A 15,727-nucleotide genomic window follows, 5' to 3' on the forward strand; every position below is an offset into this window, starting at 1 on the left:
TTGTTCTACAGTTCTACCTTAGTGCAAAAAAATCAAGCACCAATGGCGGATACTAGCAGTGTCTTTTCTAAAGGCAGCGGCGGCTCCTCTTTCGAGCATCACGTACAAGCGGCTTTTTTGGCCACGCTTATTACGAAGGGCAGTGTCCCTTGTATACCTGAAGCCGAAATCACAGAGTTGGCATTGCAAGCCACTCGTCTGGGATATGCTACCGACGATTTAGTGGTCCAGACGCAAACTCCCAGAGGCGTTACTCATCGCCTATTAATTCAGGCGAAATATAACATCACTATTTCCGCCAACGACAGCACTTTTCAAGAGGTGATGGATGCTTTCTGGCGCGATTATAATAATTCCACATTATTCGACCAATCGCTTGATAAGCTTGTCATTGTAAAAAGCGGCCTTAATGACACAGAGCGCAACCACGTGAAAGTGTTGCTCAATTGGGCCAAGCACAAAGCAACAAGTCAGGATTTTTATCTTGAAGTTAACCGCATTGGCGCCAAGAAAGAACGGCTGAAAGTGTTTGCCGATGTTTTAGCGAAAATCAACGGTGGCAAAGCTCTAAGCGACGATGAAATATGGCGGTTTCTGCGGTGTGTTGAGTTGCTGGATTATGACTTCCTGAACACCGGAAGCGTGGATAAAGCGAACGTAATCAGTTTGCTTGGCTTGGCTAAAAGTGAAACAGCAACCTCCGATGCCTTAGGTATCTGGCGTGAGTTATTGGACATAGCGAGCAGCTACAACCCCGATGGGGGAAGCATTACCAGTGCGAGTGTCAAGCTGCTGCCCGTTTATCAGCAATTCAGCCTGCAAAAATTGGAGCCTGCACATCAGGCCTTACGCAAGCTCTATTCAAACGGGCATGCTATCCTGCTGCCTATGAAGAACACCGTGGCGGGCTACCAGCTTCCACGCGAGGACCTCAAAAACCGCATTACGGAATCCTGTAACGAGGACCAACTTACTATTGTAGCTGGTGCCGCGGGTGTAGGTAAATCGGCTGTCGTACGGGACTGGATAACCGAACAGCGCTCAGGGGATGCCACCTTCGTTTTCCGAGCCGACCAATTCAATGAGCCACACTTAAGCCACGTATTTGCCAAGCAAGGAGTTAGTATAGAGTTATCCGAGTTATTTGCCTACCTAGCCCTATTACCTGAAAAGACCATTGTTGTCGACAGTGCCGAAAAGCTATTAGAAGGTGACCCTGGCAATGCTTTTCGGCAGTTACTAGCTTACTTGGAATCTGCGGCAGGTACCAACGTGAGGATAGTACTAACATGCCGGCGCTATGCCATTGACTTGATTGTTCACAAGTTCGGCATTAGCAAGACAAACATCATAGATGTTCCGCTTCTCACTGATGAAGAGCTAGGTCAATTTGCAGCAGTTGCACCCAGCTTGCGGAGCTTGCTCGCAAATCCTAACCTTAAGTCACTTTTAAAAAGCTTAAAATACCTAGACCTATCGGTCTCGTTAACGGATAGGACTACTGAGGATTTGTCTGGTGTGACGCTGTCGGGCTTTAAAGAAAAGTTATGGCAGCACCTGGTTGAAAATGTTACTGTTCGGGACCAAGGTATGCCTCTAAAGCGAAAGCGCGCATTTCTTGGGGTAGCCATCCAGCGGGCGCAACACATGAGTCTATTCATAGAGCCAATTGGCGTTAGCGAAGACGCCGTTTTCGCACTTGAAAATGACGGTATAATATTCAGCGAGGAAGGAAACGATGGTTACGCACCAACACACGACGTGCTGGAAGACTTGGCCTTGGTAAAATTCATTCACGACCATTGGAAAACGCACCGTAATGCAGAGCAATTCTTTACTGCGGTCGGTAGTGAGCCAGCTATGCGTCGAGCGTTTCGTTTATGGGTTGAAGACCAGTTAGCTGAAGAAGCTCAAGATGTTTTCCAACTCATTACGCAAGCACAGGCCAGCCAAACCATCGCAAATTACTGGCTTGACGAGATGCTCATTGCAGTGTTCCGCTCACCTGATAGCGAAATCTTCTTCAAAGCTTTTCAAGACCTTTTACTCCAGAACGACGCTACTTTCCTATGTCGTTGTATTCACCTTATTCGCACTGCCTGCCGCCAAAGCTCCAGTTGGTCGACTGGCGGCCGTAGTATTAATCCAAATCCAATTGGGTCAGGCTGGCGCTATGCTCTGCAATTCATCAGCGAGTATTTTACTGTCTTACAACAGGCACGAATACTCATTGCCAATTTAATAATTGAGTGGGCGAGTAACATAAACGGAATCTGGAGAGACTTGCCAGCCGAGGCAGAGCCGGTGAAGGATATGCTACTTGTCTGGGTAGCCGAGATGGAGAAGGCGGATAATTCTTGGGATTCCCGGTCGGAGGAGTCAGTAGTGCAGCAGTTGCTGATAGTATTGTTTAAAGTTGTTCAGCTAGCTCCTACCGAAGTCAGTGAGTTGTTACAAAGGGCTAGCTCTCCCAAAACCCGTGACCGCGACTACCGCGTTAGCGGCTTCTATGACCGAGTAGTAGAGGTGTGCTTATCCGGGCTTTATTCTGCCCCGCTTTGCAAGCACTTACCAAATGCTGTTATTCAGGTAGCTAATAATACCTGGAAGCTCAAACCCAAGGGAAAGAAGGAGCTCTATGGGCACAGCCTTAGCTCACGGCTCAGCCGAGAAGAAGAATTTGGCCTTGAAGCTCACTTAAGGCATACCTTTCCGGCGGGTGTATTTAAGTCGCCAATTTTGTCTCTACTGCGCTTCAGCACCGTTAAGGGGCTTCAGTTTGTGGTAGAACTTGCTAATTATTGTGCTGCTTGTTATCAAAAAGCACAACGTGACAGTGACGAATCCCTTGAGAAATTCGCCCTTACTGCCAATGATAGCAGTAAGATTCATCAGTTTGGTAATGATACTTTATGGGCTGCCCACAGAGGCACCATTGTAACGTCAAACATATTGCATACGGTGCTGATGAGCACGGAGCAGTTCCTGTTGGAACGCTGCCAAATGCAAACCGACACAAGCCGCACCCTTGTGCAGCAGTACTTCAGGTTTCTAATTGAGAATTCCAGTTCTGCGCTCCTCACAGGAATGTTAGCAGGCATAGCCCAAGCCTATCCAGATGAGTTGGGTGCTGAATGGTTGCCGCTACTTACAGCAAAACAATGCTTTAAATGGGACCTTCACCGTCGCCTAGGTGAACATTCTGTTCTCAGCCCAGCCGATATGCACCTCCCCTTTGCACAAGAGGTAACTTACAAGTTCAATCACCTACCTCATCGAAATGCCCATTCACGTGGCTTAGTCGATTTTGTTATCTCATATCAGATGACAGGAGGTGAATATCGGGAGCAAATCAGAGGCATCATTGCTACGCATTATGCCGAACTGGATGAGAATGATTATGTGTGGCACAAAATGCTGAATGAGCTCGACATCTCAAAATGGGAGATGGAGCCAGTGCCAGACGAACCAAACAAGTTTTTAGTACAGCCTACTTATGACGAGAAAGTTAAAGCAGGTCTGGAAGCTTATAATATTGAAGCAGCGCCAGAACGCAAAGTTCTTGCACACTCCGAGTGGGTTCGCAAGATTTTTGAAGACAAATCAATCCCATCAGATGAGTATGAACAGTGGGTTACTGCCTATGAGGAATTCAACCAACCCGGATACACCAATCACTATTTGCAACGCCCGGCTGGCTTGGCGATAATTGGCCTGCGTCATTTCGCCGAGCAGCTTACCGATGCACAGCGCGAATGGGCAATAACGGTGCTGGCTATCAACATTGAATACAAGATTATATCAGCACGGAGCTACTACGAAACAACAGATTTCCCGGGTAAGTCTTCCGTTCTTGATACTGGCCTTTACCTTCAATCATTTAGTCTGCTATTCAAGCATTTGACTGAAGAGGCGGATACACAAGAACTTATACTCTTCACGATACGAACTATTGTCTCGCATATCTCTAACCATGAACTAGAGCATGTCTTTAAGCACCTCCGGGAGGGGGTAGCACTAGAGCACCCCACGCAATACAAAACCATCTGGAAGGGAGTTGTAGCATACGCTCGCTTTGCTAAAGAAAAAGAGTACACCTACGATGCATCAGACCCAGAAAGCTTTGCTCAGTTCCAAACGGTTGAGCGCGAGTTTTTAAATACCTTACTCACTAATCCCGATGGTGTTGCTATCGACTTAGCAGGCCTTGATTTTACTAACAACAGTACATGGATATTACCCAAAGCGCTGGCTATTATTCCGTACGATACAGCCGACGATGAGCAAATAAGATTTATGCAAGTGCTATGTAGTCTTATGATGCTGGGTGTTCAGAAGGAGGAGGAGGACGATGATGTCCCGCGCTATCGGCGGTCCATGCGGGGCGACCCAACCATGAATTATGAGAATACTATGTGGGTTTGGCAGTACTTCTCCCATTCATTGATATTGAACAGGTTTAGCGTTAGCTCAAGCATACTTGATATTCTGGTAACTAACGCTGTCGGTTACGCTCCCACTCGGTATAATAGCGGGCAGAGCCCCAGCGAAATTGTTGGGAATGTATTGGAATACACAATCCTAAATCTTGACAAGCTTGTCTATAACTCCTCAGACACTGGGCTTAAGACGTCCGCTACTGATACGTTTTGGCAATTATGGAATTTCCTACTGAAACGTCTCACTGATTTAGGAACAGCACGCTTTTCCAAGTTTGTATTGCTAGATACACATTGGAATTTTGAAGCCACCTCTTGGTTACCCTTGAATTCCGCAGGCGATTTTTATGAGCGTGCTGTCAACCAATTTGGCCGCGTGAATTTGAAGTCGGTTATCAATGCATTAGCTACCATCGGCGACCAAACGTTGTTGCCTAGAGCCTTAGGATGGGTTGTGAGAATCCTTCAAACTGAACCCGATATGCACACTCCCTTACTACAGCCTATGGCTACTCAGCTAATCGAGCGTTTATATCAGCAGCACATTATACGAATTAAGGCCAATCGCCAGCTACATCAAGATTTTATTTGGCTACTAGATAAAATGGTTGACGCGGGCGTTTCTATCGCTTATCTGATTCGTGAAAATGTTATTACTTACAAACTCAAATCCGAATAAAACAAATCGAATAAGTCATTAAACGACAGTTATTAATTTGCTCCACCTTTTGACTCTAATCAGAAAATGCAGAGCAAAACACGCATATAATTTGCTCTACATTTTGCGCGTTGTTCTGAAAAGTAGAGCAAAACGCGCATATGGAACACCTTGTCTTATTAACACGTTTGCGCACCTTTTTTGGCCTGAGCAACGCCGCCATTGGGCGTTGCCTAGGCCTCAATAAGGACATGATGTATCAAGTAGAGCGTGGCATTCGCCCCCTGCCGCTCCCCGCCGCCCTGCCGCACGCGGCCCTCACCCTGGCCTACCACAACACCCTGGCCGAGCCCGAACCGGAAGCCCCTGACGCGGACGTTTTGCACAAGCACCTGCGCGCCTGTCAGCTGCGGGCCGACCAGCTCAATCACGAATTGGACCAGCTGCCGGCGCGGGCCACCTGGGCGCGGCGTCGGTTGGCCGCCCTGCCGGTGCTCATGGCCGCTCTGACGCCAGCGGGCGGCGCGGCCCCGGCCTGGCTGGCCACGTTCGAGGCGAAGGCCCACGCGGAGCTGGCTCGCAGCGGCAGTACGGCCCAGGCCCGGCTGCGCATTCGCATTGCCGGGCTGCGTGCCGAAGCCGCGGCCGTGGCGCAGGAGCTGGCCGCAACGGAAAACGCCTGAAAAGATTGTGCCGGGCTACTGCACAATATCTATTAGCAACCAGCTGTTTAGGGGGCAGCGGAGCGCGGGAGCGAGCCGGCTGTTTTAACTACCCTTTTACTGTTTACCAAAATGGCGTTTTCCACCAACCTCCTCACCACCCAGGCCGAGTGCGACGCGCTGCTCGCCACCAAGCAGCGCGAGCGCACCGGCCTCACCAACCGGCTCAACAACCTCCAGTTTCAGCTCGACAACTGGAACGATTCCACCAGCGCCGGCACGGAGCTCACCGCCACCCAGGCCCTGATTGCCGGCCTCACGCCCGTGGTGGCTGCCCTGCCCGATGGCGACGACAAGCGCCGCAACCAGAACCAACTCAACCGCTACGAAACCCGCGTCAACAACCTCACCAGCAAAATGGAGAACTACGGCCCCACCGCCAAGCTCGAAAAAGAGCTGGACCGCGACACCCTCACCAGCGACATCGCCACCCTCGACACGTTTGTGACGGCCGTCACCACTCGCCGCGCCGCGTTGTAGTCTTCTTTTTTGCATGCTAAAAGCCCGCTTCGGTCTGAAGCGGGCTTTTTATTTGTTGTTGAAGCCGGCGCTTAAGGGCTGTTTAAAAGCCCGGTAACGCCCCCTAATGCATCCGCTTTATCAGTGGGGAATCCACTCACAAGCTGCTCAGCGCCTACCGCTACAGAACCTTTACCTGCCTGGTTTCAGGTTCCAGTAGCTCTGTCCCCCCGCCGACATTTTGGTTAGCGACGGGCGTTGCTCCGGCCGTTTCCCGCCTACAATCAGCCCGCCCAGGTCTGTGAGCACCAGCGGCACCTCGGCGATGTACGAATGCCCCAGGCCAAAATTCAGCCCTAATGCCTCCGGGTCGGCCTCCGAGGCCACAATGGTTTCCATTCCGCGCATGGTGTAAGGCACCTGCCCTTCCACCAGCCCCAGCCGGGCATACCGGCCGTGGGCCAGCCGCGAAGCCTTCAGGGCCTTGTCTCCGTTCGAGGCATACAGCGTGGTATGGATGCGGCTGCGCTCCAACACCGGGGCAATGTTCCGGTTGAACACCGCGGCGTCAATGTCGGGCGCGGCAAGTATCAGCTCCTGCACTTTGGTCGCCAGCTCCGGGCGCTCCACCAGCACGTCGCGCATCGCCCGCGCCACCAGCCGGTTGCCCATGCTGTGCGCGATGATGTAGACCTGCTGCGCGTTCGTGCGCGTCAGAAAATCTAGCAGAAACGTCTTAAAGTCGTCCTGCGCCCATTCGGCGTTCTGCTCATCCACCACGTAAGACTCCACCGCGGCTTGGGAAGGCCAGCTGAAAAATAGCGGCACCCCCGGAAATTTTAGGTCAAAGTGCATCTGGGCGGTGCGCCGCGCTGCTTCAGCAAAAGAGACGTTGTAGCCGTGTACGAACACAAACGCCGCCGACTGGGCACTGCCAGCCACCTGCTCGCGCAGCCGCGCAAAAAACGCCGCGTTGGCCAGCAACTGGTTGCTGCGCAGCACCACGTCCACCTTGGGGTCCTCCCGCCCGAAGAAGCCCGGGCGCTCCATCCCCCCCTTCTTGTGAATGCTCGGGATGGTCACCTCGGCCGTTCCGTAGCTCACACCCCGGCCCCGGCCGTTGCCAAAGTCCGTTATCGCCCCCACCGGCTTGTTGGCCTGGCGGTCGGTGGCAAAATACACCTGCACCTTCGTACAGGTATCGGACTTTGCTACCGGTCCTGCCCCCCTTACGCTTCCCACCAGCATCTGTAATTCCTTGCCCCCCGAAAGCAGGTAAAACGTGGGCGGCTCGAAGTACCGCTTCTTGTAGCCAAAGTCGCTTTTACCGATGCTATACGTCCGCGTGGCGAAGCCCAGGGAGCTGATGGCCAGTTGGCACTCGCCCAGTGGCAGCAGCAGGCTGAATTTCCCGCTCGAGTCGGTTGCCACGCCCACGTTTTTCCCTTTTATTACTACAACGGCTCCCGCTATCGGGTGCCCGTTTACCGAATCCATCACCACGCCCCGCAACTGCGCCAGCGAATCGAGCGGCTGGGCCGTCAGCGGCGTTTGCTGCTGGCGGGTTTGCTGAGCGCTGGCCCCCAGGCTCATGCCCAGCAAGCCCGCCAGCAACCGCCACCTCCCCCCACTCACCCATTTCAACTGTCTATTTGCCGGGCAAAGGCTTTGGCAACACTGTTTACTAACCATTATTCTCTACAAAAAAAGCCTTGGGCAATAAGCACCACTGCCTCAAAGGAAAGAATAATCACATAAAATTCAGACTTTATTCAATTAAATAGTTTCAGCTTGGTTTATGCTCAGTCCCAGCGCTAGTTGGTGTGGTCAGCCACCACCAGCCAGCGGCCGTCAATTTGGCGCAGCACCAGCAGAAAATACCCCTGCAAGTCGCCGAGTGCGGCCGGCCGCGCCAAGTGCCAATGCCCCACCACCTGCGCCGCCGTGGGCGCCACCAGTGTCACCCGCAGCCCTGAGAAATCCAGCTGGCCCATGGCAGTCGCATCGGGGTAGTTTTTCTGGTAGTTGGCCAGCGTGGGTTGCCAGCCATACGTTGGCCCTTTCCGCCCGATAAACACCAGTGAATCGGACTTCCAGTACCCATCCATAAAGCCGGGGATGTCGCCCCGATTCCAGGCCGCCGTCTGGGTCGTGAGCACCTGCACAATGGCCCGGCGCGCCGCAGCCGCATTGACAGCTGTGGAAACAGGTGAGCGCGCCGTAGTGCAGCCGGCGAGGCTCAGCCCAACGGTCATGCAGAGCGTAGCGAAGCATCTTGCCCGCTTCGTCCACATGATTGATTTACTATCTCGGGCAAGATGCTTCGCTGCGCTCTGCATGACGTTCGGGGTTAATTTGACTTCTCATTTCAGCATCTCCGCCACATACCGCGTCCCGCCCAAGTTGCGCATCAGCCGCAGCACCCGCAGCTGCTTGGCCCGCGCCACCGGCCCGGGGTTCGAGGCCCGGAAGCGGAGCGGATTGGGCAGCACGCCGGCCAGCAGCGCCGCCTCGGCCGGGCTCACCTGGCTGGCGGGCTTGCCGAAGTAGCGCTGGCTGGCAGCCTCCACCCCGAAGGTGCAATCCCCCATTTCAGCCACGCTCAGATACATTTCCATGATGCGGCGCTTGCTCCAGAGCGTCTCAATCAGCACCGTAAAATACGCCTCGGCGGCTTTGCGCACGTAGCTGCGGCCCTGCCACAGAAACACGTTTTTGGCCACCTGCTGCGAAATCGTGCTGCCGCCCACAATGTGCTTGCCGTCGCCGTTCCAGTTGCGTTTGGCGGCCTTGGTTAGCGCATCTAGGTCGAAGCCGTGGTGAATGAGGAAGCGCTGGTCTTCGGCCGCCACCAGGGCCAGGGGCACGCTGGGCGCTACTTCGTCGAGGCTGCGGAACCGGTAGCGAATGTGCCGGGGCTCTTCCTGAATGCCGTAATAGCCCAGCCCCACCGGCGCGTGGGCGCGGCGGTCCAGCATCAGCCAGGTCGCGGGCGGAGCCACCCACCGGTAAATCAGCACCCAGGCAATGGAAGTCAGAAACAGCGCGGCCCCCACTTGCAGCAGCAGGCGGCCGGTTCTTTTGAGCAGTACGGAAACGTCGGGAATCAGCTTGGCAGAAGGCATGGAGTGCAAAAATAGCGCGGCTGGCGGGGTTTCGGCTTTCGCGCCTACCTTGCCATCCGCTTCACTTATCGCGCGTTCCAGTCGGTCGCCCTAAACCCAACCACCCGCTCCTGTTGTTGAGTCCGGTAGTTATGTCTCTTTTCCGTTTCGCTGCCCATGGCCCGCCTGATTCCGCTGTTTCCGTTAAATCTGGTCGTTTTTCCGGGCGAAAAACTGAACCTGCACATCTTTGAGCCCCGCTACCGCCAGCTGGTACGCGAGTGCATTGAGCAGAACACCACCTTCGGCATCCCGCCGTATCTCGACAATTCGCTCAGTGAATTGGGCACCGAAATGCGCCTCGTGAGCGTGGAGCAAACCTACGCCAGCGGCGAGCTCGACATCCGCACCAAGGCCGTGGGCGTGTTCCGTATCAATAAATTCTACCGCCAGGCCCCCGGCAAGCTCTACGCCGGCGGCCTCGTCGAAGACGTGGTGCAGGACAACGTGCCCGACCCGGTACTGCGCGAAATCATCACCAAGCAGGTTCGCCAGCTCTACGAAGCCCTCGGCCTGCGCAAGCTCCTGCTGGAGCTGGCCCCCGACTACTGCATTTTCGACGTAGCCCACCACATCGGCTTCAGCACCGAGCAGGAATACCAGCTCCTGGCCACCACCAGCGAGCAGGAACGCCAGGAAATGGTCCGCGAACACCTCGACACCATCCTGCCCGTCGTGCTCGAAACCGAGCGCCTCAAGGACCGGGTGCGGCTAAATGGCCATTTCAAAAACCTCACGCCGCCTAACTTCTGACCACGGATTCGCTCGGATTTTTCGGATTACCCGGATTTTTATAGACGGCTAAAACTTCAATTCCATAGCAAGATGTAATAAAAAAGGCCACCTGCGAGGTGGCCTTTTTTGCAGTTTAAATTCGTCCACAAAATCCGGGCAATCCGAAAAATCCGAGCGAATCCGTGGTCCTTATGGCTTCAGCCCGGCCGGCACGCCTTGCGGATACTCGGCCGCGATTTCCTTTTGCAGTTCGCCAATGCGGTTGCCGGGGTCGGGGTGGGTGCTCATAAATTCGGGAGTCGAGCTACGCCCCTGCTGGCTTTGCAGCATTTCCATCACTTTTATCATCGAGCGCGGGTCGTAGCCAGCTTTGGGCGTGAAATCCACGGCCAGCTTATCGGCCTCCAGCTCGTCGTTGCGGCTAAAGCGCAGCGACACCACCTTGGCAATGGCCGCCGCAATGGCCGCCTTCGCTACCGAGCTGCCGGGGCTGTTGGGGTCGTACGAAGCTATGCTGGCCGCGCCGGCCAGGCCCTGGGTCAGGTTTGATTTGGCTACCTGCTCGGCCGAGTGCCGGGCAACTACGTGGCCAACTTCGTGCGCCAGCACGCCCGCCAGCTGCCCTTCCGACGTCAGGTTTTTCAGCAAACCTTGCGTAATGAATACCTGCCCGCCGGGCAGCGCGAATGCATTGATAGTCTGGTCATCGGCCAGCAAGTGAAACTGAAAGCGGTAGGGCGTCTGGCCAGCTTTCGTGCTGCTGATGATTTTCTGACCCACCGCCTGCACGGCGGCCGTGGCGCGGGCGTCGGGGCTTTCGCCGCCGTATTGGGCTTCCATTTCGGGAGCGGCCTGCACCCCAAGAGCAATTTCCTGGTCGGCACTCATGTTGACGTGCTGGGTTTCGCCCGTCACTTCATTGGTGGAAGTATGAAAAAAGTAACCGAACAGGGACACCGCCGCCACGATGATGGCAATGATGAAGCGGAGATTTAAGCGCATGACAGGGAACGAAAAAGGGTGAAAAAGAAGCGGGCGCAGCCATAGCTCACTGCTACGGGCTGCGCCCGATGCGCTTTAAACGCACCCTTTTCGTTCTGGTTATTTCCAGCGTCTGCTTTTACTGCATTCGCCCGGCACCGCCGCGCTGGCTGGCAAACGCCGAGGCCGCCGTGTCCACGTTCAGCCACTGCGAGCGGTACCCCGCGCCCGCCGGCCCGTGCAGGTATATCACGCTCCCCCCCCGAATGGTTTTCACAATGGCTTCCGTTTCAGCGACTGGCAACGCGGGGCAGCCCTGGCTGCGCCCCAGGCGGCCGTGGGCTTTCACGAAATCCTCGCACACGTACTCGGCGCCGTGCACCACCACTGCCCGGCTTTCAGCGTTGGAATTGAAGCCCGGGTCCATGCCCGCAATTTTCAGCGACAGCCCGTGCTTGCCTACGTAAGTTGTTGGAGCCGTGCGATAAAACCCCAGGCTACTCATCTCCGAGCCGTCCTTATTCGAAAATGCCAGCGGCCGGTCTTCCCCGCTGGCTTTGCCGTGGGCCACCAGCGTATGAAACAGGACTTTGCATTTTTCTACGTTGATAACCCACAGTCGCTTTTGCTGGCTGGGTTGGCTAAAGTCAATTAGGGTGAGCACCGGCGGGGCGGCCGCGTAGTGCCCCGTCGAGCGCAGATTGTAATAGCCCACCAAGCCCTCCTGAAACACCGGCAGCGACAGTCCGGAGGCTCCCAGGTGCATTTTAGCGTACATTGCCACGGCTTGCTGCATAAAGGCAACCTGGTAATAAGCCCGCCGGGCAGGCACCGGCAGGGCCCCTACGGCCGCCTTTTGGCTTTGGGCCGCCACCGGCTTGGCAGCAGCCAACAGGCTCAATACCGCAATAGTGGAAAAAAACTTTCTGGTCATCAAATAATTAAAACTATATGAGATTTGAATAATTTTAATGCAAGCCCCTATACGCTGGTGAGCCAAAAATAGTGCTTAGTTTCGCTAAGTTGCGACCCTCCACAAACGTTTATTTCGCTTTTTTCTGATGTCAGCCGCTTTTTTTTCCTCCTTTTTCAAGCAGCTGGCCAGCGCGGCCCTGGGCAGCGCCCTCTTGTTTGGCTGCGGGCACGCCCTGCCCCAGGTGCCCGGTTTTGATGCCGCCGCCTGGCGCGCCGACCCCTACGCCTGCAAAAACCAGCGGCGCGCGGCCGTGCCGGCCCTCACCCGCGCCAAAGAGCAGCTCTACGAAGCCCGGGCCGACGATGTGAACGCCCTACTCGGCCCGCCCGATGAAGAGGAATTGCGGGCCGGCACCGAAAAAGTCTACTATTACTACCTCGAGCCCGGCTCGCAGTGCAACGCGGGCCACGCCCGTTCGGGAGCGCCCTGCATCAGCCTGCGCTTCGGCCCGCTGGGCACCGTCACGGAAGTGCTGACCGACCCGCTCACATCAAAATAAAAAAGGCCCGCCAAATGAATGGCGGGCCTTTTCGTTTCGATGAAATGATTATTAGCCGAGTCCGTTGCCGGTATTGGCCGGTGTGTTGTTGGGCTGGCCGTTTTGCTGCTGAAGCTGGCTGAGCTGCGAAGGCGTCAGGATGCGGCTGCATTCCTGTTCAAACTGCGCTTCCAACTCGGCGGCTTTGGCGGCCCGGGTGGCCTCGTCGGTTTTGTATTGCTGGTCGATGCTGTGCAAGCCGGCCAGCTTGGTACGATTCAGTGGCAACAGCTTCAGAAACTGGCCTTCGTTGAGATGCAGCCGATTGGTCATCTCTCGGGTTTCAGCTATAGCGGCTTGTTCGGCGGCGGACTTCCGGACTACGGTGATTTTTGCACTTGGGTGTTCGGAGAGCCGGTCCGACATCTGTGCACGGGCTGAAAAGCAGGCCAATGCAAAAACGATTATGAGAGAATACTTGGACATAAAAAACATCTTTTTGTCAGCTATCGGGAGCTGGTTTTTCTCAAACAGCTGCAAGTTATTATTTAGTTTCTGTTTTGTCTAATTTTTCTTATAAAACAACAAAAATACAATACTTCCTGGCTCAAAGAAAAGGGCCCTCGGAAGGGCCTTTTTACGTTTAAAAGCTCCTTGAAACCCGGTTATTCGATGCCAACTATTGGCTGATGTTCAGGCACTTTAAAGTATTGCATAGCAATAAGCGACGTTACCACGCCGGTCATGGTACCCAGCAGAATGATGCCTAGGCCGCCAATGAGCACGCCGAGGTCGGCTCCGAACAAGTCCCGGGCCTGAATTTGCCGCACGGCAGCTTGGCTAACGCCACCCAACAGCCAGAAGAAAGCGCCCAGCAGCAACGAGGCCACCAGGGCCGCAATGATGCCGGTGCTAAACCCTTGAAAATAGGACATGTGCCGTCCTTTGGCCAGCCGGAGGCGGCGAATGGCCAGCACCACGCCCGCCGCCAGAATGAAGATATCAAGCGTGCCGGCCTCGATTTTACCCAGGAACCCGGCCGCTGCCGCAATGCCGGTGTAGGCTATCAGCACGGCGGCCGTGAACGCGCCCATGCGGAAGCCATTGCTTTCGGAAGTCAACTGATTGTCTGCCATGCCCGTAAGTAGTAAAAAAATAAAAAGGATAGGCCGGCCCGCCGGCAGCTACTGCGATGCTTTTATACTTGCCCCAGTGTTGGAGGGTTGTATCCAAAGGTCTGGGTGCGGGAGGCGACGCTGTGGGTGGCCCCGGGCACTAATTGCCCTGCTAGATAGTTATTTTCGGGAGGCTTGTCAACAACTTTTTTCGCAACGATTCCAGCGGGGGTCCTGTTGCGTAATTTTGCCGGGCTGCTGCGCGCCAAATGCGCGGATTTTGTGAGCTACTATTTTCTGACTGAATGATTTCGACCACCAATGTGAGCCTGCGCTACGGGAAGCGCGTGCTGTTTGAAGACGTTACCGTTAAGTTTCTGCCGGGCAACGTGTACGGCCTGATTGGGGCCAACGGGGCCGGCAAATCCACTTTCCTAAAAATTCTCTCGGGAGAAATCGAGCCCAACACCGGCTCGGTTGAAATGCCCGCCGGCCAGCGCCTAGCCGTGCTCAAGCAAAACCAGTTTGCCTACGACGACCAGCCCGTGCTGCAAACCGTGATTCAGGGCCACCAGCGCCTGGCCGAGGTGATGACGGAGAAAGACGCCCTCTACGCCAAGTACGACGCCGGCACGGCCACCGATGCCGACGGCGAGCGCCTGGGCGTGCTCGAAAGCGACTTTGCCGATATGGAAGGCTGGGACGCCGAGTACAAAGCCGCCGAGCTGCTCTCCGGCCTCGGCATTACCGAAGACAAGCACTACTCGCTCATGGCCGACCTCGGCGCCAGCGAGAAGGTGCGCGTGCTGCTGGCACAGGCCCTGTTTGGCAACCCCGACGTGCTGCTGCTCGACGAACCGACCAATAACCTGGACGCGGAGAGCGTGTTGTGGCTGGAGAACTTCCTCGACAACTTTGAGAACACGGTGATTGTGGTGAGCCACGACCGCCACTTCCTTGATGCCGTGTGTAACTACATGGCCGATTTGGACTTCTCGAAAATCACGATGTACCCCGGCAACTACTCGTTCTGGTACGAGAGCAGCCAGCTGGCCCTGCGCCAGCGCCAGGACGTGAACAAGAAAACCGAGGACAAGCGCAAGGAGCTCGAAGAGTTTGTGCGTCGCTTCTCGGCCAACGCCTCGAAATCGAAGCAGGCCACCAGCCGCCAGAAGCTGCTGCAAAAGTTGACGCTGGAGGAAATCAAGCCCTCGTCGCGCCGCTACCCCTACATCGCCTTCAAGCCCGAGCGCGAAGCTGGCAACCAGCTGCTGACGGTGGAAGGCGTAGCCAAATCAGTGGATGGTCAGCCGGTGCTCAAGAACGTGACCTTCACGCTCGATAAGGGCGATAAGGTGGCCATCGTGGGCCGCGACGACCGGGCGGCTTCCCTCCTGTTCGATATTATTTTTGGCGAGGCTAAGGCCGACAAAGGCGAGTACAAGTGGGGCACCACCATCACGCCCAGCTATTTCCCGAAGGAAAACAGCTCCTTCTTCCAGGCCGATAACATGAACCTGGTGGACTGGCTGCGCCAGTACTCGGTGGAGAAGGACGAGAGCTTCGTGCGCGGCTGGCTGGGCCGGATGCTGTTTTCGGGCGAGGAATCGCAGAAGAAGCCCAACGTGCTGAGCGGCGGCGAGAAGGTGCGCTGCATGCTCTCAAAGATGATGCTGGAAAGCGGCAACGTGCTGGTGCTGGACGACCCGACGAACCACCTGGACCTGGAAAGCATTCAGGCCCTGAACAACGGGCTGAAGGAATTCACCGGCTCGCTCATCTTTGCTTCGCACGACTTGCAGTTCATCGAAACCGTGGCCAACCGCATCATCGAGCTCACGCCCGATGGCATCATCGACCGGCGCATGAACTACGAGGAATACCTGGCCGATGAAACGCTGAAGGCCCAGCGCCAGAAAATGTACCAAATGGCTTAAGCAATCGACGAAAGCGGCCGGAAAATGAATAATTTTCCGGCCGCTTTCGTTACCCGGTCACGG

The 15,727-nt window shown here is 55.3% G+C and carries 13 protein-coding genes; 6 read left to right on the plus strand and 7 right to left on the minus strand.

Going from position 1 to position 15,727, the window contains the following annotated elements; all coding sequences use genetic code 11:
* Positions 1–21: 21 nt before the first annotated feature.
* The 3 genes from ACYU7Q_RS03985 to ACYU7Q_RS03995 all read left to right on the plus strand — a co-directional run bounded on the left by ACYU7Q_RS03985 (position 22) and on the right by ACYU7Q_RS03995 (position 6,299).
* Entirely contained in the window at positions 22–5,118 is a 5,097-nt protein-coding gene (locus tag ACYU7Q_RS03985) for a hypothetical protein (RefSeq protein WP_460608141.1), read from the plus strand.
* A 167-nt stretch (positions 5,119–5,285) separates the two neighbouring features.
* The gene (locus tag ACYU7Q_RS03990; RefSeq protein WP_460608142.1) at positions 5,286–5,780 is read left to right on the plus strand and encodes a hypothetical protein; all 495 of its coding nucleotides are present in this window, start codon (positions 5,286–5,288) and stop codon (positions 5,778–5,780) included.
* A gap of 111 nt (positions 5,781–5,891) precedes the next feature.
* Positions 5,892–6,299, plus strand: a complete 408-nt coding sequence (locus ACYU7Q_RS03995) for a hypothetical protein (RefSeq protein WP_460608143.1) — start codon at positions 5,892–5,894, stop codon at positions 6,297–6,299.
* A gap of 171 nt (positions 6,300–6,470) precedes the next feature.
* Here ACYU7Q_RS03995 and ACYU7Q_RS04000 read toward each other — a convergent pair whose 3' ends face one another.
* The 3 genes from ACYU7Q_RS04000 to mtgA all read right to left on the minus strand — a co-directional run bounded on the left by ACYU7Q_RS04000 (position 6,471) and on the right by mtgA (position 9,403).
* Positions 6,471–7,871 carry an alpha/beta hydrolase gene (locus ACYU7Q_RS04000; protein WP_460608144.1) on the minus strand — a complete coding sequence of 467 codons (1,401 nt, stop codon included), beginning with the start codon at positions 7,869–7,871 and terminating at the stop codon, positions 6,471–6,473.
* A 221-nt stretch (positions 7,872–8,092) separates the two neighbouring features.
* Entirely contained in the window at positions 8,093–8,533 is a 441-nt protein-coding gene (locus ACYU7Q_RS04005; RefSeq protein ID WP_460608145.1) for a YybH family protein, read from the minus strand.
* Between the two features lie 108 nt (positions 8,534–8,641).
* Positions 8,642–9,403, minus strand: a complete 762-nt coding sequence (gene mtgA / locus ACYU7Q_RS04010) for a biosynthetic peptidoglycan transglycosylase (protein ID WP_460608146.1) — start codon at positions 9,401–9,403, stop codon at positions 8,642–8,644.
* 156 nt (positions 9,404–9,559) lie between these two features.
* Between mtgA and ACYU7Q_RS04015 the strand changes: the two genes are divergently transcribed.
* Complete coding sequence (locus ACYU7Q_RS04015) at positions 9,560–10,195, plus strand: LON peptidase substrate-binding domain-containing protein (RefSeq protein ID WP_460608147.1); 636 nt, start codon at positions 9,560–9,562, stop codon at positions 10,193–10,195.
* A 171-nt stretch (positions 10,196–10,366) separates the two neighbouring features.
* Here the strand turns inward: ACYU7Q_RS04015 and ACYU7Q_RS04020 are convergent, their stop codons facing one another.
* Positions 10,367–11,179, minus strand: a complete 813-nt coding sequence (locus ACYU7Q_RS04020) for a M48 family metalloprotease (RefSeq protein WP_460608148.1) — start codon at positions 11,177–11,179, stop codon at positions 10,367–10,369.
* Between the two features lie 118 nt (positions 11,180–11,297).
* Complete coding sequence (locus ACYU7Q_RS04025; RefSeq protein WP_460608149.1) at positions 11,298–12,092, minus strand: murein L,D-transpeptidase catalytic domain family protein; 795 nt, start codon at positions 12,090–12,092, stop codon at positions 11,298–11,300.
* 127 nt (positions 12,093–12,219) lie between these two features.
* On the opposite strand from ACYU7Q_RS04025, the gene ACYU7Q_RS04030 reads away from it, so the two are divergent.
* A complete protein-coding gene (locus tag ACYU7Q_RS04030) occupies positions 12,220–12,633 on the plus strand; it encodes a hypothetical protein (RefSeq protein ID WP_460608150.1) in 414 nt (137 codons plus the stop codon).
* Positions 12,634–12,684: 51 nt separating this feature from the next.
* Here the strand turns inward: ACYU7Q_RS04030 and ACYU7Q_RS04035 are convergent, their stop codons facing one another.
* A complete protein-coding gene (locus ACYU7Q_RS04035; protein WP_460608151.1) occupies positions 12,685–12,945 on the minus strand; it encodes a hypothetical protein in 261 nt (86 codons plus the stop codon).
* 332 nt (positions 12,946–13,277) lie between these two features.
* Positions 13,278–13,748, minus strand: coding sequence for a hypothetical protein (locus tag ACYU7Q_RS04040; protein WP_460608152.1), 471 nt, complete (start codon positions 13,746–13,748; stop codon positions 13,278–13,280).
* A gap of 284 nt (positions 13,749–14,032) precedes the next feature.
* Here ACYU7Q_RS04040 and ACYU7Q_RS04045 point away from each other — a divergent pair, with 284 nt between their 5' ends.
* Positions 14,033–15,664: an ABC-F family ATP-binding cassette domain-containing protein gene (locus ACYU7Q_RS04045; protein ID WP_460608153.1), complete on the plus strand. Its 1,632-nt coding sequence runs from the start codon at positions 14,033–14,035 to the stop codon at positions 15,662–15,664.
* Positions 15,665–15,727: the final 63 nt, after the last annotated feature.

The organism is Hymenobacter terrigena (genome assembly GCF_054776515.1).